Origin of the sequence: Bdellovibrio sp. KM01 (assembly GCF_013752535.1) — a bacterium.
Lineage (GTDB): Bacteria > Bdellovibrionota > Bdellovibrionia > Bdellovibrionales > Bdellovibrionaceae > Bdellovibrio.
In genome coordinates, this window is record NZ_CP058348.1 from 3,871,875 (window position 1) to 3,894,433 (window position 22,559).

Annotated in this window: 23 protein-coding genes; 9 read left to right on the plus strand and 14 right to left on the minus strand. The window is 45.1% G+C overall.

Going from position 1 to position 22,559, the window contains the following annotated elements:
- The first annotated feature begins 1 nt into the window (after position 1).
- The 5 genes from HW988_RS18640 to HW988_RS18660 are packed head-to-tail and all read left to right on the plus strand — an operon-like array spanning position 2 to position 5,536.
- A complete protein-coding gene (locus tag HW988_RS18640) occupies positions 2-1,147 on the plus strand; it encodes a class I SAM-dependent RNA methyltransferase (RefSeq protein WP_255490120.1) in 1,146 nt (381 codons plus the stop codon).
- Positions 1,148-1,171: 24 nt separating this feature from the next.
- Positions 1,172-1,924, plus strand: a complete 753-nt coding sequence (locus HW988_RS18645; RefSeq protein ID WP_181605617.1) for a lipopolysaccharide assembly protein LapB — start codon at positions 1,172-1,174, stop codon at positions 1,922-1,924.
- On the plus strand, positions 1,924-3,012 hold the full coding sequence (locus HW988_RS18650) for a helix-turn-helix domain-containing protein (RefSeq protein WP_181605618.1): 1,089 nt from the start codon (positions 1,924-1,926) through the stop codon (positions 3,010-3,012). The genes HW988_RS18645 and HW988_RS18650 overlap by 1 nt, the downstream gene beginning before the upstream one ends.
- Positions 3,013-3,014: 2 nt before the next feature.
- A complete protein-coding gene (locus HW988_RS18655) occupies positions 3,015-4,331 on the plus strand; it encodes a glycosyltransferase family 39 protein (protein WP_181605619.1) in 1,317 nt (438 codons plus the stop codon).
- Complete coding sequence (locus HW988_RS18660; RefSeq protein WP_181605620.1) at positions 4,328-5,536, plus strand: hypothetical protein; 1,209 nt, start codon at positions 4,328-4,330, stop codon at positions 5,534-5,536. The genes HW988_RS18655 and HW988_RS18660 overlap by 4 nt, the downstream gene beginning before the upstream one ends.
- Here the strand turns inward: HW988_RS18660 and HW988_RS18665 are convergent.
- Positions 5,511-5,834 carry a 2Fe-2S iron-sulfur cluster-binding protein gene (locus HW988_RS18665; protein WP_255490121.1) on the minus strand — a complete coding sequence of 108 codons (324 nt, stop codon included), beginning with the start codon at positions 5,832-5,834 and terminating at the stop codon, positions 5,511-5,513. The two genes, HW988_RS18660 and HW988_RS18665, sit on opposite strands and share 26 nt — an antisense overlap.
- 69 nt (positions 5,835-5,903) lie before the next feature.
- On the opposite strand from HW988_RS18665, the gene HW988_RS18670 reads away from it, so the two are divergent.
- Positions 5,904-6,518, plus strand: coding sequence for a PolC-type DNA polymerase III (locus tag HW988_RS18670; RefSeq protein ID WP_181605621.1), 615 nt, complete (start codon positions 5,904-5,906; stop codon positions 6,516-6,518).
- Between the two features lie 67 nt (positions 6,519-6,585).
- On the opposite strand, the gene HW988_RS18675 is transcribed toward HW988_RS18670, so the two are convergent.
- The 3 genes from HW988_RS18675 to HW988_RS18685 all read right to left on the minus strand — a co-directional run bounded on the left by HW988_RS18675 (position 6,586) and on the right by HW988_RS18685 (position 9,592).
- Positions 6,586-8,199 carry an NAD+ synthase gene (locus HW988_RS18675; RefSeq protein WP_181605622.1) on the minus strand — a complete coding sequence of 538 codons (1,614 nt, stop codon included), beginning with the start codon at positions 8,197-8,199 and terminating at the stop codon, positions 6,586-6,588.
- Between the two features lie 43 nt (positions 8,200-8,242).
- Positions 8,243-8,599: a DUF2203 domain-containing protein gene (locus HW988_RS18680; protein WP_255490324.1), complete on the minus strand. Its 357-nt coding sequence runs from the start codon at positions 8,597-8,599 to the stop codon at positions 8,243-8,245.
- A gap of 132 nt (positions 8,600-8,731) precedes the next feature.
- Positions 8,732-9,592, minus strand: a complete 861-nt coding sequence (locus tag HW988_RS18685; protein ID WP_255490325.1) for a hypothetical protein — start codon at positions 9,590-9,592, stop codon at positions 8,732-8,734.
- 25 nt (positions 9,593-9,617) lie between these two features.
- Between HW988_RS18685 and HW988_RS18690 the strand changes: the two genes are divergently transcribed.
- The gene (locus tag HW988_RS18690) at positions 9,618-10,682 is read left to right on the plus strand and encodes a tetratricopeptide repeat protein (RefSeq protein ID WP_181605625.1); all 1,065 of its coding nucleotides are present in this window, start codon (positions 9,618-9,620) and stop codon (positions 10,680-10,682) included.
- A gap of 70 nt (positions 10,683-10,752) precedes the next feature.
- Here HW988_RS18690 and rimO read toward each other — a convergent pair whose 3' ends face one another.
- Genes rimO through HW988_RS18705 form a run of 3 tightly spaced genes read right to left on the minus strand, consistent with a single transcriptional unit; the run spans position 10,753 to position 13,452 of the window.
- A complete protein-coding gene (gene rimO / locus HW988_RS18695) occupies positions 10,753-12,126 on the minus strand; it encodes a 30S ribosomal protein S12 methylthiotransferase RimO (protein ID WP_181605626.1) in 1,374 nt (457 codons plus the stop codon).
- Positions 12,123-12,773, minus strand: coding sequence for an outer membrane lipoprotein carrier protein LolA (locus tag HW988_RS18700; protein ID WP_181605627.1), 651 nt, complete (start codon positions 12,771-12,773; stop codon positions 12,123-12,125). The genes rimO and HW988_RS18700 overlap by 4 nt, the downstream gene beginning before the upstream one ends.
- Before the next feature lie 22 nt (positions 12,774-12,795).
- Positions 12,796-13,452, minus strand: coding sequence for a ComF family protein (locus tag HW988_RS18705; RefSeq protein ID WP_181605628.1), 657 nt, complete (start codon positions 13,450-13,452; stop codon positions 12,796-12,798).
- 95 nt (positions 13,453-13,547) lie between these two features.
- Between HW988_RS18705 and HW988_RS18710 the strand changes: the two genes are divergently transcribed.
- The gene (locus HW988_RS18710) at positions 13,548-14,321 is read left to right on the plus strand and encodes a protein-glutamine glutaminase family protein (RefSeq protein ID WP_181605629.1); all 774 of its coding nucleotides are present in this window, start codon (positions 13,548-13,550) and stop codon (positions 14,319-14,321) included.
- 67 nt (positions 14,322-14,388) lie between these two features.
- Here the strand turns inward: HW988_RS18710 and HW988_RS18715 are convergent, their stop codons facing one another.
- From HW988_RS18715 to HW988_RS18745, 7 genes are all read right to left on the minus strand, one after another.
- The gene (locus HW988_RS18715) at positions 14,389-14,859 is read right to left on the minus strand and encodes a 23S rRNA (pseudouridine(1915)-N(3))-methyltransferase RlmH (protein ID WP_181605630.1); all 471 of its coding nucleotides are present in this window, start codon (positions 14,857-14,859) and stop codon (positions 14,389-14,391) included.
- Positions 14,860-14,861: 2 nt separating this feature from the next.
- Positions 14,862-15,884, minus strand: a complete 1,023-nt coding sequence (nadD, locus tag HW988_RS18720; RefSeq protein ID WP_181605631.1) for a nicotinate (nicotinamide) nucleotide adenylyltransferase — start codon at positions 15,882-15,884, stop codon at positions 14,862-14,864.
- A complete protein-coding gene (gene obgE, locus HW988_RS18725) occupies positions 15,884-16,912 on the minus strand; it encodes a GTPase ObgE (RefSeq protein ID WP_181605632.1) in 1,029 nt (342 codons plus the stop codon). The genes nadD and obgE overlap by 1 nt, the downstream gene beginning before the upstream one ends.
- A 114-nt stretch (positions 16,913-17,026) precedes the next feature.
- A complete protein-coding gene (gene rpmA / locus HW988_RS18730) occupies positions 17,027-17,287 on the minus strand; it encodes a 50S ribosomal protein L27 (protein ID WP_088615960.1) in 261 nt (86 codons plus the stop codon).
- Positions 17,288-17,313: 26 nt separating this feature from the next.
- On the minus strand, positions 17,314-17,874 hold the full coding sequence (gene rplU / locus HW988_RS18735; RefSeq protein WP_181605633.1) for a 50S ribosomal protein L21: 561 nt from the start codon (positions 17,872-17,874) through the stop codon (positions 17,314-17,316).
- 206 nt (positions 17,875-18,080) lie between these two features.
- Positions 18,081-19,691, minus strand: coding sequence for a hypothetical protein (locus HW988_RS18740; protein ID WP_181605634.1), 1,611 nt, complete (start codon positions 19,689-19,691; stop codon positions 18,081-18,083).
- Positions 19,692-19,775: 84 nt separating this feature from the next.
- A complete protein-coding gene (locus HW988_RS18745; protein WP_142701977.1) occupies positions 19,776-21,293 on the minus strand; it encodes an Rne/Rng family ribonuclease in 1,518 nt (505 codons plus the stop codon).
- Positions 21,294-21,441: 148 nt separating this feature from the next.
- Here HW988_RS18745 and HW988_RS18750 point away from each other — a divergent pair, with 148 nt between their 5' ends.
- Positions 21,442-22,527, plus strand: a complete 1,086-nt coding sequence (locus HW988_RS18750) for a type IV pilus twitching motility protein PilT (RefSeq protein ID WP_181605635.1) — start codon at positions 21,442-21,444, stop codon at positions 22,525-22,527.
- Positions 22,528-22,559 lie beyond the last annotated feature (32 nt).

Sequence of the window (22,559 nt, forward strand, 5' to 3'; positions counted from 1 at the left end):
TGTGAACGTAAATTCTCGTATCCAAGTTAAGATCGAGAAAATGGCCATCGGGGGCGCGGGCATTGCCCGCCACGATGGCCTTGTTATTTTTGTACCACTCGCCGCGCCTGAAGACGAACTTCTCGTAGAAATCACGACAGCCAAGAAAAATTTTGCTGAAGCTCGAATCGTTGATATTTTAAAACCGGGCCCTTCACGCAGAACTCCACCATGTCCCGTAGCGGATGTTTGCGGTGGTTGCAACTGGCAACAAATCACTGAAGACGAACAACGAAATCAAAAAGAATCTTTGGTTCTTGAGACGATTAAGAAATTTAATCCAGAATTGAATTTCGAATATCTGCCGGTACAGGCCAGTCCTCGTTCGTTCCGCTATCGCAATCGTATTCAGCCTAAGTTTCACAATGGTCGCTTCGGATTTTTCGCAAGAAACTCCCATGAAATCGTGGAAATCGATGATTGCCCGATCACCGAGGAAATTCTGACGAAAAAATTTGCCGAAGTCAGACAATGGGCCGCAGATAAAAAATCTCGCGATCTCTTGCGCTTAGAAATGTACATCGCTGAAAATGAAGAAGTCCGTTATGGTCTAATCACTGATGAGGATGATGGTATTGGCTTTTCTCAGGTCAACCGTTTCCAAAATCCACATTTGTTAGAAACGACTTTGAATTGGGCCGGAGAAATTGAGTACCCGCAGGTTTTTGACCTTTACGCGGGCTCGGGCAATTTCACCTTTCCGTTAATGCAAAAGTATAAATCTGCCAAAGTGACCGCAGTCGAACTTAATCCTAAATTAGTGGAACGTGGTCGAGGTTTAAATAAAGATAAGCGTCTTCGCTACTTTATGTCGGATGTGGAAAGCTACATGCGCAGAGCCGATATTCAAAATCAGGACCTGGTGGTCCTGGACCCTCCCCGCGCCGGAGCCAGCGAATATATCATGCGATCCTTAGCTGCAGCAGCTCCGCAAAAGATCATTTACATCAGTTGCCACCCTGTTTCCCTGGCGCGTGATCTAAAATGGTTCTTTGCATGGGCGCAAAAGCTCGGCAAAAATTTCCGCCTCGAGCGAATGCAAACATTCGAGATGTTTCCTCAGACAGACCATGTAGAGACTATTGCTGAGCTCAGGGTTGACTCTTAGCTCTCTAATGATACCTTTTTAGACATGCGTAAATGGATTATCGCTGCTTGCATGCTTGCTTTGGCTGGCTGTGCAAGTTGGAGTCAGAACAAAGAAAAGTCGGAATTATATCTTCGAATGGGCAATGCCTTTATCGAAGAGGGTAACTATCCCAATGCGATCGTGGCTCTACAAAAAGCTCAAGAGCTTGATACCACGAACGCCGCTGTACCAAACAGTATGGGCCAAGCGCTATTCATGCGTGAACGCTATGATCTTGCAGAAAAACAATTCCGCAAAGCTGTCGCGATGAACCCAAAATACTCCGATGCCCGGAACAATCTGGCGCGTGTATTGATCGAAGAAGGAAAATACGCAGAGGCAGATAAAGAGCTGACTCTGGTACTCAATGACCTGACTTATTCCGGAGTCGACAAAGCCTTCACCAACTATGGCCTCTCCAAATTCAACCAAAAACAATATGCTGCTGCCCAAGAAGCCTTCTTAAACGTTTTGAAGACTAAATCGGATGATTGCTGGGCAAACTCATACTATGGTCGAGCTTTCTTTGAAGAAAAAAAGTATGCACAAGCTACAGAAGCTTTGGATCGAGCCATTGGCTTTTGCCAGAAGAATCTAATCGACGAGCCTCACTATTACAGCGCACTGGCTTATTACCGTGTGGGCGACAAATCCAAATCTATCGCGCGCTTTGAAGAAATCATTCGTTACTATCCAGATGGCAAATACCGCGACAAAGCCAAGGGCATGCTGGATCTGATTCGAAAGGGACAATAATGAAGAAAACAGGTGAGATTTTAAAGGCAGCTCGTGAAGAAAAAGGCCTCTCTCTGAATGAAGTGGCGTTGTCTCTTAAAATCAGCAGCAAAGTTTTGAAAGCCATCGAAGAAGGTGACGAAAGCCAGCTTCCTGCAAAGACATTTTTGCGTGGTTTCGTAAAAAGCTATGCCACATTTCTGCGTTTGGATGCAGATAAGATCCTTGAAAGCTTTTATGAGGAAATGGGCAGCACTCGCCCCCAACCTTACATCCGCCCAAGCAGCACCCCTGAAAAAGATACTGCCGTCGAAAACAAATCTGAAACAACAGACTCTGCTGAGGCGACAGTTACGCCAATTCGTAAATCTGCACCTGCTTCCAGCAGCAACGACTACTCCCCTTTGAACAAAAAAAACAACACCAAGACAATCGTTGCGGCGGTTCTTTTGTGTGTACTTGCGGGACTTATTATCTTTACGAAAAAGATGATCGATAAATATTCCAAAGAAGCAGAAATTCCACCGTCCGTTGCGCAAACAATGGAAGGTGTAACTCCTGTTGATGGAGAAGCTCCAACTTTGACAGAGCCTTTGACTTCCCAAAGTCCAACGCCAAGCACATCTCCATTGGAAAACTTGACCAAGGCAGATGCTGGCAAAACCGAGCCCGTCAGCAAAGCGACACCGACTGCGACGCCTAAAGCATCTCCTACGCCGTCAGCAACTGAGACGCCAAAGGCATCGCCAAGTCCTTCAGCAACTCACACTCCTTCACCAACCCCATCTGCATCAGCTTCTCCATCACCAACGGCAAGTGCTGCTGCGACGGCGACTGCTTCTCCTTCTCCATCGGCTTCTCCAACTCCGGAAAAACCAAAGCCAGTGGAGCTGATCGTGGAAGCACTCGATACGGTTGAAATAGAATACTCTTCTCCGAATGGCAAACCACAGAAAATCAAATTGTCTGCGGAACAAGTTCATACATTCAAAAGCAAAAGCGGTTTGAAAATTAATTTCTCAAATGGCGGCGCTGTAAATTTGATCTTGAACGGAAAAGAATTGGGCATCCCGGGTGACTTGGGCAAGCCAATTAAATTGAGCTATTAATCTTGAAAGACCTCAAACGACTTTGGCTTATCAGCCTTTTCGTCAAACTGATTCTTGCGGCACTGATTCCTCTCAGTGCCGATGAAGCTTACTACTGGGTCTGGTCTCACCGTCTGCAACTAAGTTATTTCGATCATCCACCGATGGTGGCATGGCTGTTTTCTTTGGGACATTTTCTTGAGCCTTTTCTGCATTCCGTGCGCTGGCCTGCAGTTATTCTGGGGCACGCTTCGATTTGGGTAGGAATTAAACTGCTCAGCAAGCACATGGATCTGGAAAAGATTCGCACTTGGATTTACCTGGTTTTGTTCTCTCCCCTTTTGGGATTTGGTTCGTTGATCGTTACGCCGGATTTGCCAGTGATATTTTTCTGGATCGTGAGTCTTTACTATCTTGATCTGGTGCTGGAGAAGAAAGATCTTAAGAGCTATGCCGCATTTGGTGTGGCACTGGGTTTAGGATTCTGCGCGAAATACCATATCGTTCTTTTTGTTCCATGCCTTCTTTTGTATTTAATAATGGAAAAGAAATGGAACGCGGTTCATTGGAAACTCGTTCCCGCCACCTTGATCACGGGTTTGTTATTTTGCCTGCCGGTGATTCTGTGGAACTATCAAAATGATTTCGCGTCTTTTAGATTTCAATTGGAACATGGATTTGAAAGACCGCACTACAATCCTGAGTGGACGATTTCTTATGTCCTTGCCCAGATCGTTATTATCTTCCCTTGGGTTCTTTGGGCCGCCGTTCGCATAAAGCCCGCAAAACCTGTTCGTTATCTGATGTATTTCGCATGGCTACCTTTGTTGTTCTTCCTGGGCACTTCGTTTAAGGCCCTGGTGGAAGCGAATTGGCCCATCATCGCTTATCCCGCGGTATTTATGCTGGCGGCAATGCACCCACGCATGTCTCAGTGGAAAAAGTATTATATTGGCTTCTTTGGTTCGATTATAGCTGCCGCTGTAGTGATTTTGTTTGTGCCACGATTCAGAACAATCGATCCAAAGATTAACGAGCCTTTTGCTCTTCAGAATCTAGCGCAAGAAACTGCTGAATATCAGCCGCTGTATGGCGACTCCTATCAAATGTCATCTTCGCTGTGGTATTTCAGCAAATCGCCCGTATTTAAACTGAAAGATATCAGTCGTTTTGACTTTTTCGACACGCTTCCCGAAGCAAAACCCGCCGGAAACAAGTTTTATTTAGTGAAGCATCAAGGCAATGGTTTACCCCAGTGGCTTTCCGAACAACAATGGACTTATCAGGAGATTAAGAAAATCGCTCCTGACTTTGTTGTTTTGGAATTCACACGACCATGAAATCACTAGTCGCTTTTTCATTCTTGCTGGTTTTCTATTTCCTGTTTGGATTTTATCTAAACCAGTTCGACACGTCGATTGTGCCAAGACAGCTTTCTGCTGCGCACTCCTCTAACTATTACGACTATAAAGGAGTGATGAACGTTCACACCGATTTGTCGTCCGGGTCTGCCACTCCCAGCTTTGTCATCACCTCTGCAAAACTCGCGAATCTGGATTTTTTAATTTTTACAGATTTGAATTTGTTCAACATGCCAACAAGTTTTGAATCTTATCACGGGAACCTGATGGTGCTTTCCGCAGGGAAGTACAGCTATCTGGATTCTCGACTGATTTATTACTCCTTATCTCAAGAAAGCATCGGTAGCAGTCTTGGCGATGCGCAAGTGACGCTGGCCGATTTACTTTCCCAAAAAACAGGGGCGAACAAAGACTCTCTAACGATTTTAGCACATCCCTATAAAGCCGGATTCACGTGGAGCGGGGAAATTCCCTCCGGTCTTGATGGCTTTGAACTTTGGAATCTAAAAAGTCTTTCGAACCGCGCTTGGCAGGATTCAAAACTTTCTACCATCTGGAGTTTTTTAATTTATCCATTTAATCCGCGGCTGTCTTTTCTGCGCCTTTATTCTGAGCCTACTGACGAAATTGCTTTGTTGGATAAGCTTTCCATGGAACGCAAAATCGTTGTCTATGCTGGTGCAGAGGCCAACGCCCGCGCGATTCCCCTGGCAAATTATTTTATTCGCTTTCCAAGCTACAAGCGTTCCTTTGAGATTATGAGTAATCACGTGATGCTTAAGTCTGAACTGACAGGAAGTTTCAACGGCGACCGCGCCAAGATCTTCAATGCGCTTAAGCAAGGGAATTTCTATATGGCGATGGATATCCTGGGTGATCCCAAGGGTTTTGTTGCGACGATCGATGACGAAAAGCAGTCCTACATGATGGGTTCCGAGATGAAGTTTAAAAAGGGCATGGTCCTTAAAGTAAAACTTCCGACGACGCCTAAAGAATTTTTTGAAATCGTTATCTATCGCAATGGTGAAGCTGTTGCGCGCATCAATCAGCCGGAAACTTCATTTCCCATCACAGCAGCCGGCGTTTACCGCGTTCAGGTGCGTGTGACTTCGACGATGCCAATTCCCGATGCGAAAAAATGGGTCACGTGGATCTATACTAATCCTTATTACGTGCATCCTTAGTGGGTCTTTCGATTACCAAGCCATCGATAGGCTCGGTTTGACAGGCCAAGCGTTCAAAATCCCGAAATCCACGATCCTCAGCGATATCCGCCTCAATATCATTTCGTGGAGGCAGTTTCTCGAGTCCCTGACGAACAAAAATCCGACACGTTCCGCAAGTTCCGAAGCCGCCACAAGTGTGATCCAAAGCGAAGCCTTCACGCACAGCCACATCAAGTACGCTCTGGTCCTTTTGACTCACCAAGACATCAATGCCGTCCGGCAAAAAGGTTATATATTTTCCAGACTTAGGCTTCACGGCGGAAATCTCCTCTAAACAGACAGTCTTTCATTGAAAGGGCCTCTGCCATTTTGTATCAATTATGCCATGAGATTTGTAGCTTTTGACTTTGAAACAACTGGAACTGTACCTGGCGTAGACCAAATTATTGAAATTGGGGCTGTCCGCTTCATTAACGGTGAACCAGAGGCCGTATTTGCGACTCTTGTTGACCCACTTCGCCCGATTGCTCCTGGTGCCTCAAAAGTGAATGGCATTTACGACAATATGGTAAAAGGGAAACCAACGATCGACTCGTTGTTGGACTCTTTGGCTGACTTCTGTGGTGATGACATCATGGTTGCGCACAATGCTCCTTTTGATGCCCAGTTCCTGACTGCAGACGTAAAGAAATACGAATCAAAAGCTCCACGCGGGATCGTCTTGGACTCCTTGCCAATCGCTCGTAAAGTATTCCCGGGCCTTCCAAACTACAAATTGGGCACTTTGGTTCAACACTTGAAAATTCCAACAACTGATTTCCATAGAGCTGAAGAAGATGCGACTTATTTGGGTCATATGTTCACTCAAATGCTGAAAAGAATTTCTGTGGGCGGCCAAGCACCTCAAGTTGCTAACTTGGTGGCTTTGACTGGTAAACCTGAATTGCGTTTCCCACAAATCGTCCGCCAACCGAAACAAATGGATTTCTTCGGCGTTTAGTTTTTCCTAGATTAGTTCAAATAAAAAGGCCGTGGACACACGGCCTTTTTTTATTCTCAATCAAGCTTTAAGCTTTGTGAGCAATCGGATAGCGACGTCCCCGTCCAAAAGCATGCGGAGAAACTTTTAGAATCGGCGCCGCCTGCCAACGTTTAAATTCAGTTCTCATCAGCACAGGATACAACCATTTATCTGCCGCAGTTTTTGGTTCTTTAAACTGCTCAACCAAAGACACCACAGATTTATCCAAATCATCGTACTCTGGCAGTGAATCCTGATCCTTTTGATTTGGGCGAAGCTCTGCTGATGGAGGGCGAGTGATGATTGTTTCCGGAATCACTTCGCCTTCTTTGTTATAATGTTTTGCCAGCGCATAGACTTGTTGTTTCGTCAGGTCTCCCAAGGGCGCCAAACCACCGCACATATCACCGTAAAGAGTTGAATAGCCTGAGGCGTATTCACTCTTATTACCCGTGGTCAGAAGCATGCTGTTGTTTTGATTCGAATACGCCATCAGTGTCAGACCACGCAAACGAGCCTGCAGGTTTTCATTCACAACACTAAATCCGGAAAGGCCGATGCCTTTTTCCAAACCTTTCACCACTTGTTCATACATAGGCGCAATTTCAACGACCTTGAATTCCACGCCAAGGTTTTTCGCCAGAGTTTCCGCCAAAGTTAAACTCATCGATGCGTTGTAAGGGCCCGGCAAAGCCAGGGTGGTCACATTCGCAGGTCCCATTGCATCCACCGCCAGAGCTGCTGCCACTGCGGAATCAATACCGCCACTGGAGCCTAAATGGACTTTCTTCATTCCCGTTTTTGCGCAGAAATCACGAATACCCAGAACCAGGGCACGACGAAGTTCTTCGACACCTTGGATTTTGGGATTCTTACTCCACACTTCTTTTGTGTCGAGATCGATAACGTTTAGATCCTCCTCGAAAGGAAGGCAGGTCATCAGCTTTTTGCCTTTTTTATCCAAAACAAAACTTGCGCCATCAAAAATGATTTCATCCTGCGCACCGACCATGTTCGCATATAAAATAGGCGCGTTGAAATACTCAGCCGTTTTACGGGTGACATATTCACGCTGCTTCATCTTATCCACGAAGTAAGGCGAGGCACTTAAGTTTATCACCATGTCGACTTTTTGTTTTTTTACTTTCGCCAATGGGTTCACTCTATATGCCGAGTGACCTTTAGCATCCGGCCAGGCCCAGATATCTTCGCAAATAGTCAGGAAAAACTTCTTACCCTTCCAGGTGAAATAGTTTTTCGACATATCTCCGGGCTCGATAAAGCGGGCTTCATCAAAAACATCACCCGTCGGTAACAGCTGTTTATGGAAAAGACGTGGCTTTTGACCCTTAACTGCAAAAACAGCAGAGTTGAAATAAGGACGTCCTTTTTTATCTGGATTGCGCGTGATGACTCCGAAAATGACGGCGATGTTTTTGGGAATTTTTTTCAGTAAATCCCGCATTTCGGTTTCTTGTCTTTTAACGATTTGTTCACGTTCCAATAAATCAAAGGGATGATAACCAAACAGTGAACATTCCGGAAATACCACCATTTCGCACTTACGCTGTTGCGCCTGGTGGATATAATCCAAAATCTTTTCTTTATTGGTTTTAAAATCAGCAAGAGTGGGGTTGATTTGCGCCAGAGCTATTCTCATGCGCTCAATATACGCTCACCCCTTGGACTTTCAAGTCGGGTTTTTAATTGTCGATGGGTTTTCGGCCCGAGAAGCCATCGTGGTAACCATGAAAGTGACCAACCTGGGTTTCAGGGAATTTCCAACAGAAATAGCCCTCGCCGCTGTCAAAATCAGCCATCCATAGACCCTTGGGCTCCGCTCCTAATTTTTCAATCTTGGCCTGCCAGCGATCAATAATGACGTTAATTTGCTCTTCGATAACAACAACAGAAGGATGAGTCTTATCGGAATACGCTTCGATCCTGTTCACATGAAGCTTCACTTCGCGATTGGCCTCATCAGTCAACCGATAGATGATCGGTAACAACTGACGTGCTTCTTCAATTGTGAAGAATTTCTTGCGATTGATCTCAATCACATTTTCCAAAAATGGCCCCCTCGAAACAAGCGAGTGCCTTGTATGCTCGAAACAAACGATTGATTCAAGCACTTCCGTTTGGTGACAGACAACTTAAGATTTAATGTGGAATTTTTCTAAACGCGATGCAGGCTATTTTTCACCACTCTTGGAAAATTGCAGAGCCTGCCCACCGAGGAAGATCACGAGTGCAATTATCAACGCGGCGATGAATAACCAACGTATAAAATTTCCAAAAGTTACTGGTTCTTCCGGAGCTTCTGCGACGCTTCTCGCTTCCGGTTTTTTCACTGCAGTTTTCTTAGGTTTCGTACTCATATCAGACGAAACTATAGTGGATTTTTTTCCTGCTTCAGCTTTCTTTTCGAGTTTTTTTCGGTCTTCTTCGGTCATACCACTGATTGGTAAAGAGGCCACACGTCGTCCGCCTTCAACAGCATAAGAAGATCCGTTTTTTGCTTTGTATAAAGTACCAGCGCCACCACCTTCGAGGGTGATTTCAATTACTTTTCCACCGCCAACGTCACTATTTCCAGAGACACCTTTGTTAGGTGCTCTGGCGCTGACGATAGAGTTGCTTCCACGTGGACGAGAGCTTGAGCCAGCATAACTTCCACTGTTTGAAGACGAACTGGAACTGGATTTGGAACTGCTTTTATCGGACGAAGAAGAACTACTGCTGGAACTTCCAGAGTTTGATTTTCCGGTATTGGAGGAATTTGAAGTGTTCCCGGAAACGCCCTGAAAGCTGAATTTACATTCACTCTCTTTAGTGGTGTCAGCACCAAGTGCGGGAAGCTCACCTGTTTCAAGTAAGCATGCAAGATAGTCACCCATGAACGACTGAACAAATGCCTGGAATGGCTTGAAGATCTGAGTCATTAACATCAAGACGAGCGATACCGAAATTACCAGCATCAATACGTACTCAATGACAGCCTGACCGTGATTTTTTTTTAGTCTAGCTGAATATTTAGATTTCTTCACTCGCATGCGCATTTAAGTCATAATACAACATATGAAAAGCAGACTGAATTTCAAACACTTGCTCGTGGTAATCATCTTGCCTTTTGTCTCATTATCGACCATTGCCGGAACGGTTACCCCGACTTCTGGTCAGGATAAAGTCGAAGCTTTGAAAGCGGAAATCAAGAAAGATCCCAAAAACACAAAACTCGTCGTGCAGTTGGCGCAGGAATTTTATACTCAAAAAGACTACGAAAAAGTTACGCTGCTTCTGTGGAAACAGATTGATAAACTTGATCGTCAGGCAATTCTGCTGTTAGCGAAAGCCCACGAAGCCCGCCAGGAAACCGGCGACATGATTCGTGCTTTGAATAATTTGATCAGCAAAAATGACAAGGATTTCGAAGCTTATTCCTTGCTGGGCAATGCCTACACTATGCAGAAGAAGCCGAAAGAGGCGTTAGAGAACTATAAACTCGCTATCGAATCTAACCCCAAGTTCGAGCCACCCTACAACGCCCTCATGAAAATGTACGAAACCCGTCAGCCACCCAACTATTATGAAATGCGCATTCTTGCTCAGGATATGATCGATAATATGGGTAAAAAAGCGGAATACCTGGCGAAACTTTGCGAGATCAACACCAATGATGGAACTTTTGAAGCCGGCGTTACTTCCTGCCGTGAAACAATTCAGAAAGATCCCAAAATTGCAGATGCTCACGTGAATCTGGGTCTTAGCATGAAGGGAATGGGCGAGGACGACAAAGCCAAAGCGACTTTGAAAAAAGCCGCTGACAGCTTCCCCAAGTCAGAGTTCGCACAATACACTTATGGACACCTCCTGGAAGAAGATAAAAGCTCCATAGAGGCGATGAAATACTTTAAGGTGGGCTCCGAGGCAGACCCAAAATCAGCACGCTCCTGGTTGGGATTAGCGACAACATCGTTTGATATTAAAAAATATGAGGTCGCGCTGATCGCATATAAGAATGCCTGCAAGTACGATAAAAAGAACGCTGTCGCCTTCAGAAAAGCGACGACCGTATTAAGAAATTCCCGCGTCTCTGAATGGGTTGGGAAGTTTGAGAGTGCTTCGGAGAACTGCACATTCTAAGCGGCAACGTGATTTAAAATAAAAAAGGCTCCACTTAGGAGCCTTTTTTATTTCTGTATTTACTAGAAGCTTAGTTTTCAGTGACGATTTCACCGATAAGGTCGTATTCCATTGAATCTGTCACATGGACTTTAACCATATCGCCGACCTTAGCTTCACCGTCGTTGATCAATACAACGCCGTCAATATCCGGAGCTTGACCCCAGAAACGACCTTGAAGAAGCAAATCAGTTTCCTCAGAGAAACCTTCCACAATGACTTCGATAGTTTTACCTACGAAATCACGGTGCTTGTTACGAGAAATATTTTGTTGAACTTCCATCAAAGCGTCGTGACGGTAGTCTTTAGTTTCGTCATCAACCTGGTTGTCCATACGGCCACCTGGAGTGTTTTCTTCAGGAGAATACTTGAAGCAACCAACACGGTCGAACTGCTGTTCAGCCACGAAGTTTAAAAGCTCTTCGAATTGCTCCTCAGTTTCACCAGGGAAACCAACGATAAATTGTGTACGGATCACAGCTTCAGGCAAGTGTTCACGGATGTTCATCAACGCCGTTTCGATTTCATCACGAGTCATTTTGCGATTCATTGATTTAAGAACCGCATCATTTACGTGTTGAAGTGGCATATCAAAATAGCGAACGATTTTTTTGCTGTTTTTGATAACTTGAACCATCTCTTGTGTGATGCCATCTGGATACAAGTACATCAAACGGATCCACTGAAGACCTTCAACGTGCTCAAGGGCTTTTAAAAGCTCCACGGGGCTTTCTTTACGAGTTGGATCTTTACGGCGGATGTCCCAGCCGTAGTCAGTGAAGTCATGGCTGATAATGATCAGCTCTTTAACTCCGCCAGCAACCAACAATTTAGCTTCAGCAACGATAGCGTCGATAGAACGAGATTGTAAGTTACCACGGATCAAAGGAATCGCGCAGAATGCACAACGCTTCATGCAACCTTCAGAGATTTTCAAATACGCACGGTGACCCGGTTGAGAGTTCACGCGCGGAGTTGCTTCCTCCTGAAGATATGTTGGAAGATTGAAGAAAGTTTTTTGTTTTTCACCAGCTTCAGAGTTCTTCAAGATTTTAGAGATGTTTTGGAACTCACCAGAACCCACGAACAAATCCGCCTCTGGCAAACCTTCAACAAGGTCGTCCTTATAGCGTTGAGTTAAGCAACCAGCGACAACAACTTTTTTAACTTTGCCTTGTTGCTTAAGATCACTCATATCCAAAATGCGCTGGATAGATTCTTTTTTAGAATCTTCGATGAAACCACAAGTGTTCACGATAACTGTGTCAGCTTCTTCAGCCTCGCCCACAACTTGGAAGCCATCTTTCATTAGAGTTCCCGCCATGATCTCGGAATCTACGAGATTCTTAGGGCAACCCAAGCTGATAAAGTGTACTTTTTTGTTTTCAACTGTTTCTTGCTTCATAGGTTTGTTACCGGTTTACCTTTAGGTGGTTCATACTTAAATAAATTCTTTTTGATACTGTCTTTGAGCTTGATGTCCGAGAACTTCATCGTCACAAGATTCTGTAGGTCATCTGTGTATGAAATCTCTGTGATCTCAGACTTTTTTAAGTCGATGATCATCTGCAAATTTTTAACAGGGAGATCATCTTTGGGGGCGATGAACAGAGTTGATGAAGTTTCTCCGTCTTTTTTCTCGTCCACAACTTTGAAAGTTTTTTGGATATCGCCACCAATCAACGTCGCTGCAATTAATTGCCCCCGCGTTTTTTTATCTGGTTTTCCATGAGCAATCTGTGGATCCCCACCAAATTCTTTCGGCGGATATTGCACGTTCCAGATTGTAACTCCGTCATAAACCACAAGAGCTTCATCCGGAGTTTTTGTTTCCAGGCGAAATTTACTATTCGAAATTGAAAGAGTGCCCGTGTACTTCGTCACTTTTCCTGTCAGGTCTGACTTAACTGTTTTTTCAACAGACATTTCCACAAGCTTCGCTGCGCGATACTTTACGGAAACTTTCTTAAGAGTGGCGTTGGTTTTATCGGCTGCAAATGCACTGACTGAAAGTCCAAAAGATAAAATTAAGGCACTGATTTGTTTAAACATTCGGGCGTTATAGCAGAACGGGTCAGTCTCCGCAAGTAAGCGTCCTATGAGCCAGGGCCCAAGTTTCAAAATGAGGGGGACTTCCAAGGGCTTCGAACGCGGCAAGCGCTGTGGAGCCCGTGGTAACGATATCGTCGGCAAATACCCATAGGGCCTCTGACCAAAATTCAGACACCACTGAAGAATTTTCATCGAGCTCTAGGACAACCTCCACCCGCTTATCTCGGGTTGCGCCACGCTGGTGACGGGTCGAAACCTTTTTTAAACAGGGATGCACCTCTCCCCCGACCGCCTTTGCCAAGGCTTCCGCCCATTGATGGGCGTGATCCTTTTTATGACTTTTCGAGGGGGCCGGAACGACTAGGATTTTTCGGTCAGGCAGACCTTGCAACATTCTTCTGGTCACAAATCGTGTGGCCCAATAACTCCAGTCGGGTCGCTGATGATATCCCTTAAGCCCCGCAATTTGCGTCGATAACAGATCACTAGTTCCTGGATTCCAGCGAAACAACGCCAAAGCCTCAAAGATTGCAAGGGGCCGCACTTCCAGATTTTGCCCCAAATAACTGTTGAGCCTCTGGCGGCAATGTTCACACAGCAAACCTTCGCTTTTCAGCAATGATCCGCAATGCAGACAGGGATGAATGTAGCGGTTTAATAATTTGATTATAGAGTTCATTGCAGACTCTTGGAGCAATTCCCAATCCACCCCCTTGCCTTTCATTTGACAAGATCCTAAGGGCGTCTTAGAACCCAAAATGGGTGGGGATTTTCATGAAATTAATCACAGGTCTGGTTACAGCTTTAGTTATACTTGCACCGAATGCCTTTGCGGGATTGTCTGCACATCGCCAAGCGAATGAGTCGTTCCAAGACGCGCAATCTCGCAGCCGCGGAAATGTTTTGTTTTCTGATCTTGATGGAGAATTTTCCGGCTCAGGTCCCGAGTCATTGGCGAAACCCATGTCTCAGCTTAAGTTAAATGAAATTCCGGCACTGCCCTCCTATCAAGAACTTGTCGCTCAGTTTTACTTTATTCGTGATTCTTATTTTGTGAAAGCAGGATACACTCCTCGTCGCCTGACTTGGCTTTTCCCTGATGACGGTTGCTATGCCCGTGCTGAACTGGCGGCAGAACATCTGATTATGAATCACGCTATCTCACCAAAAAAAGTTTTCGCATTCGGAGAACTTCACGCAGCGACTAACAACTCGCCAAATGGTTGGGTGGAGTGGTGGTACCACGTTGCTGTTATCTATCGCGTGGATAACACAGCTTACGTTCTAGATCCGGCGTTGAATCCGCACCAACCTTTAACTTTGTCTCAATGGGGCGAGGCGATCGGCGGGAACAAAACGGCGGTTAATTACTCTATCTGCTCCAAAGACGCCTTCGATCCAGACAGCGCCTGCATGCAGCCTCCTAAAATTGATGAAGAAATGGCGGAGCAAGAACAGGAAGTCTTTCTTCCGGAAGAATGGAACAGAATTTTAGAATTGGGCCGCGATCCAGAAAAAGAACTCGGCAATCAGCCACCATGGCTGTAAAAAAAGGCTCCTCACGGGGCCTTTTTTATTTGGCTCTGACAGGGAGCCGGTTCGATCAAATTCCAAACTAAATATTGTGATACGGAATTTTTTTGATGATCGTAAAGGCGCGATAGATTTGTTCCAAGCTCATTGCCTGCGCCATTAAATGATTCATGACCATTGGGGAAAGCGCCACTTTTAAATCCGCGCGCTTACGAACCTCTTCGTTGACCCCAAAGGCTCCGCCGATAATAAAGATCGCGCGTTTCTTAGAACTTCCCAGAATGTTTTCGATTTTTTTTGAGAACTGAATTGAATCCAAAACCGATCCACGCTCGTCAAAAAGAATGACGTAGTCGTCTGAATTGATGTTTTTAAGAATGAGCTCGGATTCTTCGTTGCGCTTAAAGTCTGCATCTTCGCGCGCAGACTTTTTGGCTTTTAGACTTTGAATTTCAAAGGGAATGAAAAAGGAAATTTTCTTTTTGTACAACCCGCTGACTTCGTCAGCCCACGCCTCTTTGGCGGTTGCAAGGTTGTACAAAATGAACTTCATTACTATTGTTTCCCAACGTATGGATCTTTAAGAGGCAAAACTGTGCCTTGTCTCCACAAGTTCTCAAGACCGTACTCAAGGCGTACGAAATCATAGAATACGTGAATGATCAAAGTACCGTAATCAACCAAAACCCAACGACCTTCATCAACACCCTCTACGGATTGTGGATGAACATTGAACTCTTCTTTAACTGCGATCACGATGTTTTCTGCCATTGCAGTCGCGTGACGAGTGGAAGTACCAGATGCGATCAAAGCAAACTCACTTGGCGCCGTGATTTTTCTTAGGTCGTAACCAAGTACGTTGATACCTTTGTTCGCAAACAACACGTTAGCGCAGAATTCAGTGAACTTAGTGTAGTCACCGATACGGTCGCCAAGGTTTCTATAAAGTTTGTGTTCTTTGATGTAAGTCTCAACCGCAAGTGGCAAGTACTGCTCAACTGGTTTACCAGAACGAAGCCATTTACGAACTTCACTGGAAGAGATTTCGATATCACGCAAAGTAATGAACTGAATGCTACGACCCGTAGTTAGCTCGATAAAGTTGAAATCGAAGTCCGCCACAAGTGGTTTCAAGTAACCAGGCATTTCATCCAAAGACTCTGGCATGTCGTAACCTGGGCGAGTAGTCACCACCAAGTTCGTTTCAGCCAGAATTTTAGAATAGTCTTTCCACTGACTAAGTTCTTCAAACTTGTCGGCGCCCACGATCAAATACAAATCAGATGCTTCGTATGTTTTACGAAGGTTCATGATTGTATCGATTGTGTAGCTCATGCCACCGCGTTTTAGCTCTTGATCATCAACGAAGTAAGTTTCTCCGTACTGAGCAAAAGCAAGCTTTGTAAGCTCAAGGCGTTGCTCCGCAGAAGGACCTTCCACTGGTGTTTTAAGAGGGTTTTGAGCTGCAGGTATCACGTGGACTTTATTCAAGCCCATTTTCTTTGCCACTGTTTGAATGGCATTGATGTGACCCATGTGAGGAGGATTAAAGCTTCCGCCAAAAATACCAATTTTCATTATTCTTCATCCTTCAAAATCTGGCGACCCAACTCTGTAACAAGTTCTGTGATGTTTTTCCCTGTAACCGCAGAGATGGCCAAAGGGGCAGAGCCTGTCGCTTTTTTGAATTTCATTTTTAGTTTTTCAAGTTGTTCTGTGCTGAGAGTATCAATTTTGTTGAGCACGACAAATTGCGGACGCGTCTGCAAAGGGAAGAAACCCTCTTTGTCCTGATTACTCTCATCATACATTTTTAGTTCATAGTTAAGGTCTTCAAAATCTTGAAGAGGATCACGGCCCGACAATCCCGATGCATCCACTAAGTGAATGAATACGCGTGTACGTTCAACGTGTTTCAAGAATTGAATACCAAGACCCACACCTTCGTGTGCGCCTTTAACCAAACCAGGAATGTCAGCAACCACGAATGAGCTATAGTCACCCGCTTTAACCACACCCAAGTTTGGCGTTAAAGTTGTAAAAGGATAGTCTGCGATTTTTGGTTTCGCTGCCGAGATACGAGAGATCAAAGTCGACTTACCCGCATTGGGGAAGCCGATGATACCAACATCAGCGATCAATTTAAGCTCAAGCTTAACTTCCAACTCTTCGTTGTCTTCACCTGGTTGAGCATGCGTCGGAGCTTGGTTAATGGAAGTTTTGAAAAACTCATTACCTTTACCACCACGGCCACCACGCAAAAGTACGTGTTCATCGATGCCAGTCATGTCGACAACGATTTCACCCTCTAGATTTCTAAGGATTGTACCTTGAGGAACAACCAGAACCAGGTTTTCACCATCAGCACCATGTTTTTGACGGCCGAAACCCATCTCACCATTTTGAGCTGCGTATCTTTTATTTTGTCTGATTTCAAAAAGGGAATTGATATGTCGCGAAGTCTTGATAATTACATCGCCGCCCTTGCCGCCGTCTCCACCATCTGGTCCACCACGAGGAGCACCCGATTCTCTACGGAAACTAACGCAACCCGGACCGCCGCGGCCAGAGGCTAATGTAATTCTAACTTCATCAATGAATTTCATAAGAGCACCAATACTTTGAGGAGAGATATACAACAAAAAAGGAGCCCAGAGAGGCTCCTTTTTATGTATTGTAAAATCTCTTGGTGCTTATCGAAGCTGTGGATCTAGTTAGAACTAGACAGCTTTAGGATAAACACTAACTTTGAAGCGATCTTTTGCAAAACGCTCAAATTTAACAAGACCTTCGATTACAGAATAGATCGTGTGGTCACGACCGATTTTTACGTTGTTACCAACGTGGAATTTTGTACCACGTTGACGAACGATAATTGTTCCAGAAAGAACTTTTTCGCCACCGAAACGTTTAACGCCTAAGCGTTTACTCTGTGAATCACGACCATTCTTTGTACTACCACCGGCCTTCTTACTTGCCATGACTAACCTCGCTTAAAATCTTTTAATTACGCTTTTTTAGAAGCTTTTTTAGCTGTTTTTTTCTTAGCGGTTGCTTTTTTTGCAGTCTTTTTAACTGCTTTTTTAGCAACTTTCTTTTTCGCTACAGTTTTTTTAGCAGCTTTTTTTACAACTTCTTCGCCTTTGTTTTTGTTAGCAGCGCGGTCTTTGCGAGCAGCAACACGAGCTTCAGCAGCTTCAGTGCGTTTCGCAGCAACGTCTACCACATTTGGCGTAGCATCTGTTTTTGTTGTTTTACCATCAAGAGAAATTGCTTTCACGAAAAGTTCAGTGAACTCTTGTTTGTGAGTTGCGAATTTTCTGTAACCTTGACGACGTTTCTTTTTGAAAACGATTTCTTTTCTAGTCTTAGCTTGCTTAGTAACTACAACAGTTACTTTTGCACCTTTAACAAGAGGTTGACCAACATGAGTGGACTCACCACCAACCATCAAGATTTCGTTGATATCAAACTCTGCACCTAGTTTTTGTTCTAGTTTATCAACTTGAACAACATCACCAGCTTGAACTTTATATTGCTTACCACCAGTACGAATAATCGCGTACATTAGAACCTCCAGCTACCCGAATTAAGCCAGTCGTAAATGCCACTTCGCACTAGGCTTTGTCAACCTATTACATGCTAATTTTTTCAGCTTTTCAGGAAGAAGAAGAGATTATCGGTGCAGCCGACTCTTGGCAATAAAAAAGACAGCTTTTTTCAGAATCCAGCCGTTCCGCAATTAGTGCCTGTATTCAAACATTTACCTATATGTTAGGGTCTTAGAAGTTCACCCTTTAGCGCGTCGCTCAATCGAAGCTGCGGATTACTCACGACGGCCTCAATCAATTTTCGATGCGTCTGATAATTTGATTGCGCAGCAACACTTGAAGGATTCTGACTCGAAATAGCTCTGAGTTCCTGCTTTTCTCGCTTCAAAGCTTCGTAGATTGCCTCTGACTTAGAATTCCCGGTTTCTTTGCTGTAGCTCTTAATAAAATAGTCCGCCGCTTTGTCGTATCTTTCGGCGTTCGCATTTATTTTTGCGCCCATCCAGTAGTCACGGTCTGACTTTGTAAGTTTTACATCATTCACCACAGCTTCGAAGGAATCCGCCGCTGATCGGAAGCTTTGTTTCGCTTCGTTGGTTTTACCGGAACTCAAAAGTTTCTCCGCTTGAAGGCGCATGGTGTTTGAATACGTGCGAGCCGCCGCACCACTAGATAGAGAACCCGCAAGACCTTGACGCATTAATAGTTCACGCTCGGTATCGCTAAATCCTGCCGTCTTTAATATGTCAGCTTTATTTTTTAAATCCGTTGCTGAGTACGTTCCGTAACCTCTCCCTGTTTGAGCTGCCACTTCATGGGCATCGATAAGTGCTTTCTGCTCTGCTGATGTCAGAGTGCGGCCCAAGGACTTTTCAGCGGCAGCGATGCGCTCAACATTAGAAAGCTTGGCTGCCTTTTCCAAATCCGCCGCGGTTGCCACCATACGCGCGCCCGAGGTGGCTTTCGAGGCGTCGACGGAAACGCCTGCGATCTTTGCGATGTTTCGCATTCTTGAGGCCTTCAAAGCCCATCCTGCAGGTCCTATGGCGACAGTGCCCACTTCAGCAATGGCTTCGCAAACCATTGCTGCCGCTTGTTGCGAGCTGTAGCACTCCAGTCGAACACCGACTTCCTTCAGTTTTGCTTTCGCCGCATCCAAAAGACTTGTTTCTGTTCCTGGAAGACGTCTTTGCCCCCACTCGACCAACTCTTTTTCATCTGGGGTCAGGGTGGCTTTTTGTAAAAGCATCTTGCGGTTCAAATTAAGACTGAGTTCGTCGGCCTTTTGGCCTTGTTGAAGCTTGATAGTCGCTTTTACTTTGGCACAATTTACTTTCGCCAGAACCGCATCAGAGGGTTTTGCAATTTTTAAAAGCTTGGGCACGTTTTGGTTGTATTGCTCAATCAGTTGCATTTTTCCATTCGGATCGGCGTCGCAAGTTTTATTCGCGGCGTTTTCCAGTTCGACGTCATCGACAAGCTTGCCAACACTCTTTGCACCATCAGCAACAGCAGTTCCCATACCGACAAAGGTGTCTTTCACAAAATTCCAGCCACCGATTGCGCAACCGGAAGTGTAGCTCCAGGCACTGTACTCTTGGGCCAGAGAATTTCCGTCCGAACAGTTCGGGGCTTTATCCGCAGGGTTTTCCCCAGCATCTTTCATTTTGCCGTAAAGATCTGTGCATGCTTTTGATTTTACGATCTGCTCGCAGGAATTTTTTGAAAGGTCATTCAGGGCATCAAAAGCCGAATTAGAAACTGTACTGCAGACTTCACCCCAAGATAGGAGCGGAAGAAGCAAAAATGTCAGCAGCAGCACAAAGTGTTTCATAGTACTCTCGTCGGATATTTAGAGAGTAAAATGAATGGATTTTTAGAAAAACACCGACCTTGTTTCAGTCGGTGCGTTTCAAAATTAGACGAAAAATATCTCGTATTGTTCTAAGTGGTAGTTAGGCTCGATTTTGAAAGCAACGGAGCGACCCAGTTTCTTTTCGATTCCCTCTAGACTCTCCCCTTCAACTTCGTAAATCCAATCGACAACTTCACTGTGGCAATGGATCACGACATTGGTTTTCTTATTCGTTAACATGTCTGCATCACGCTCAAGTTCACGGAAGATCTCATTCGCCACCGTAGATTTGCGTTTGATATAGCCTTTTCCGTCGCAGTAAGAGCATGGCTCACACAAAGTTTTGATCAAGCTTGGACGGATGCGCTTACGAGTCATCTCAACCAATCCCAACTGGGACATGGAAACAATGTTCGTGCGTGCGCGGTCTTTGCTAAGCTCTTCGGCCAAGGCTTCCATTACTTTTTCGCGGTGAGATTCTTTTTCCATATCGATGAAATCGATGATGATAATCCCGCCGCAGTTACGAATACGCAGGTGATGGGCTGTTTCGCGGACCGCCTCTAAGTTTGTTTTTAAAATTGTGTCCTCGAGGTCTTTTTTTCCTACGAATTTACCGGTGTTCACGTCGATCACAACCAAAGCTTCCGCTTCGTCAATCACGATGTATCCCCCGGATTTCAGCCAGATTTTTCTTTCCATCGAACGAGAAATTTCGATGTCGATATCGTACAAATCGAAAAGAGGTTTTCTTTCTTCATATAACACGATGTTTTGTTTGTACTTAGGCATGAATTGCGAAACAAACTTCACAACTTTTTTCTGAACTTCGACGTCGTCAACCCAAACGCTCGTTACATCTTCACTCATCAAATCGCGAAGAGCGCGAAGCTCAACATCAAGTTCCGTATGAAGGGCGCCGGGGGTTTTCTTTTTCTCGTAGTGCTTGAAGATTTCTTTGCTCATACGATCAAGATATTCGATGTCGGCTTTCAACATTTCTTCGGAAGCACCGTCACCGGCCGTTCGCACGATGACTCCCCCGGATGGATTGATTTTTTGAACCAATTGGCGAAGTCTGTCGCGCTCTGCTTCGTCTTCGATACGACGAGAAATTCCCAAGTGTCTTACCGTTGGCAAGAACACCACGAAACGACCTGGAAGGGATAAGTGCGTTGTTAAGCGTGCACCCTTAGTTCCAAGCGGATCTTTCGCCACTTGTACCAAAATACTTTGGCCCTCTTTCAATAAATCCTGAATCGGTGTTTTAACTTGATGAGAGTGGGGCTTGTCGTCGTCACCCTCATCCAAAGGTTCTTCGCGGTCTACGCTGGAAAGAAAATTGTCGTCGACGTCTTCGCGGATGTCGCCAACGTATAAAAAAGCCGCTTTCTCTAGACCAATGTCCACGAAGGCTGCCTGCATTCCCGGAAGTACACGGATCACCGTCCCGCGGTGAATAGACCCGACCAATGTCGGTGAAGTTTTTCGTTCAATTTTCAAATCAGTAAGAATACCGCCTTCAACATAGGCGACGCGTGTTTCTTGAGGTCTAACGTTGATGAGAATTTCTGCGGACACGGGCTCCTCCTGGGTCGTCTCTGTTGATCTTTGGGAGATCAATCTCTCTTCAATAGTCCAGAAACAATCGTGAGAGCAATTAATATTTAAACATTAGAGCATAACTTACCGAAAAGATCACTGAATTAGACCATTTAGGGAGAATAGAATGGCAACGATTGATGAACTGTTTAAACTCATGGTTGAGCAAGGCGCCTCCGACTTGCACATTACAAGTGGTGCCGCACCTTATTTGCGTCTGCATGGGAACATGGTTCCGTTGAACTATCGTGAGCTTTCAAATCAGGATGTTCAGGGACTAATCTTCGAAATTCTTTCTGAAAAGCAAAAGAAAGCCTTTGTTGAAAAGTGGGAGCTGGATTTTGCCTATACTCTGCCGGGAATTGGACGCTTCCGTTGCAATGTATTTATGCAGCGTAAAGGCCTTGGCGCCGTCATGCGTATCATTCCTGAGAAAATTAAAACGGCGCAAGAGCTGGGAGTTCCTCCTGCAGTTCTAGATATGATTGATTGTGATCGTGGTTTGATTCTGGTTACGGGTCCGACGGGTTCCGGTAAGTCCACGACTTTGGCGGCGATGATCCATCAAATCAATTTAACTCGTGAAGCTCATATCATCACGGTTGAAGATCCGATCGAGTTCGTGCATCCAAATATTAAATCATTGGTGAATCAGCGTGAAGTTGGTAGCCATACAAAAACTTTCGCTAACGCCCTGAAAGCCGCTCTCCGTGAAGACCCGGATATCCTGCTGGTGGGTGAGTTGCGTGACTTGGAAACGATCGGCCTTGCGTTGACTGCCGCCGAAACAGGTCACATCGTGTTTGGTACACTACATACCAACAGTGCTGCGAAAACTATTGACCGTATCATCGACGTTTTCCCTGCAGGACAACAAGCTCAGATCAGAACGATGCTTGCAGAATCTTTGCGTGGGGTTGTGGCACAAACACTTTTCTCTCGCGCAGACGGTCAAGGCCGTGTGGCAGCCTACGAGATCATGCGTAATACAAAGGCGATTTCGAATTTGATTCGCGAGGGTAAGATCCATCAGGTGGCGTCTGCGATGCAAACGGGTTCAAGCCAAGGTATGATTCTGTTCGAAAAATATATCGAGGATCTGGTTCGCAAAGGAAAAGTTTCTGCTGCTGATGCTAAGACATTCTTGGGTCAGTCCAGTGGTGGCGATACGGCGATCCAAGCCGCGGGTGGAACAAAAGCCAAAACCGGCTAGAAAACTCAGCTCACTTTTAACGATCAACACAA

What these genes read in the sequence shown, in the direction of transcription:
- rpmA (WP_088615960.1), bottom strand. Translation starts at nt 17,287, where the DNA reads ATGGCAAGTAAGAAGGCCGGTGGTAGTACAAAGAATGGTCGTGATTCA.
- HW988_RS18700 (WP_181605627.1), bottom strand. Translation starts at nt 12,773, where the DNA reads ATGTTTAAACAAATCAGTGCCTTAATTTTATCTTTTGGACTTTCAGTC.
- HW988_RS18715 (WP_181605630.1), bottom strand. Translation starts at nt 14,859, where the DNA reads ATGAAGTTCATTTTGTACAACCTTGCAACCGCCAAAGAGGCGTGGGCT.
- rplU (WP_181605633.1), bottom strand. Translation starts at nt 17,874, where the DNA reads ATGTACGCGATTATTCGTACTGGTGGTAAGCAATATAAAGTTCAAGCT.
- obgE (WP_181605632.1), bottom strand. Translation starts at nt 16,912, where the DNA reads ATGAAATTCATTGATGAAGTTAGAATTACATTAGCCTCTGGCCGCGGC.
- rimO (WP_181605626.1), bottom strand. Translation starts at nt 12,126, where the DNA reads ATGAAGCAAGAAACAGTTGAAAACAAAAAAGTACACTTTATCAGCTTG.
- HW988_RS18705 (WP_181605628.1), bottom strand. Translation starts at nt 13,452, where the DNA reads ATGAACTCTATAATCAAATTATTAAACCGCTACATTCATCCCTGTCTG.
- HW988_RS18685 (WP_255490325.1), bottom strand. Translation starts at nt 9,592, where the DNA reads ATGCGAGTGAAGAAATCTAAATATTCAGCTAGACTAAAAAAAAATCAC.
- HW988_RS18710 (WP_181605629.1), top strand. Translation starts at nt 13,548, where the DNA reads ATGAAATTAATCACAGGTCTGGTTACAGCTTTAGTTATACTTGCACCG.
- HW988_RS18670 (WP_181605621.1), top strand. Translation starts at nt 5,904, where the DNA reads ATGAGATTTGTAGCTTTTGACTTTGAAACAACTGGAACTGTACCTGGC.
- nadD (WP_181605631.1), bottom strand. Translation starts at nt 15,884, where the DNA reads ATGAAAATTGGTATTTTTGGCGGAAGCTTTAATCCTCCTCACATGGGT.
- HW988_RS18675 (WP_181605622.1), bottom strand. Translation starts at nt 8,199, where the DNA reads ATGAGAATAGCTCTGGCGCAAATCAACCCCACTCTTGCTGATTTTAAA.
- HW988_RS18650 (WP_181605618.1), top strand. Translation starts at nt 1,924, where the DNA reads ATGAAGAAAACAGGTGAGATTTTAAAGGCAGCTCGTGAAGAAAAAGGC.
- HW988_RS18750 (WP_181605635.1), top strand. Translation starts at nt 21,442, where the DNA reads ATGGCAACGATTGATGAACTGTTTAAACTCATGGTTGAGCAAGGCGCC.
- HW988_RS18690 (WP_181605625.1), top strand. Translation starts at nt 9,618, where the DNA reads ATGAAAAGCAGACTGAATTTCAAACACTTGCTCGTGGTAATCATCTTG.
- HW988_RS18660 (WP_181605620.1), top strand. Translation starts at nt 4,328, where the DNA reads ATGAAATCACTAGTCGCTTTTTCATTCTTGCTGGTTTTCTATTTCCTG.
- HW988_RS18645 (WP_181605617.1), top strand. Translation starts at nt 1,172, where the DNA reads ATGCGTAAATGGATTATCGCTGCTTGCATGCTTGCTTTGGCTGGCTGT.
- HW988_RS18740 (WP_181605634.1), bottom strand. Translation starts at nt 19,691, where the DNA reads ATGAAACACTTTGTGCTGCTGCTGACATTTTTGCTTCTTCCGCTCCTA.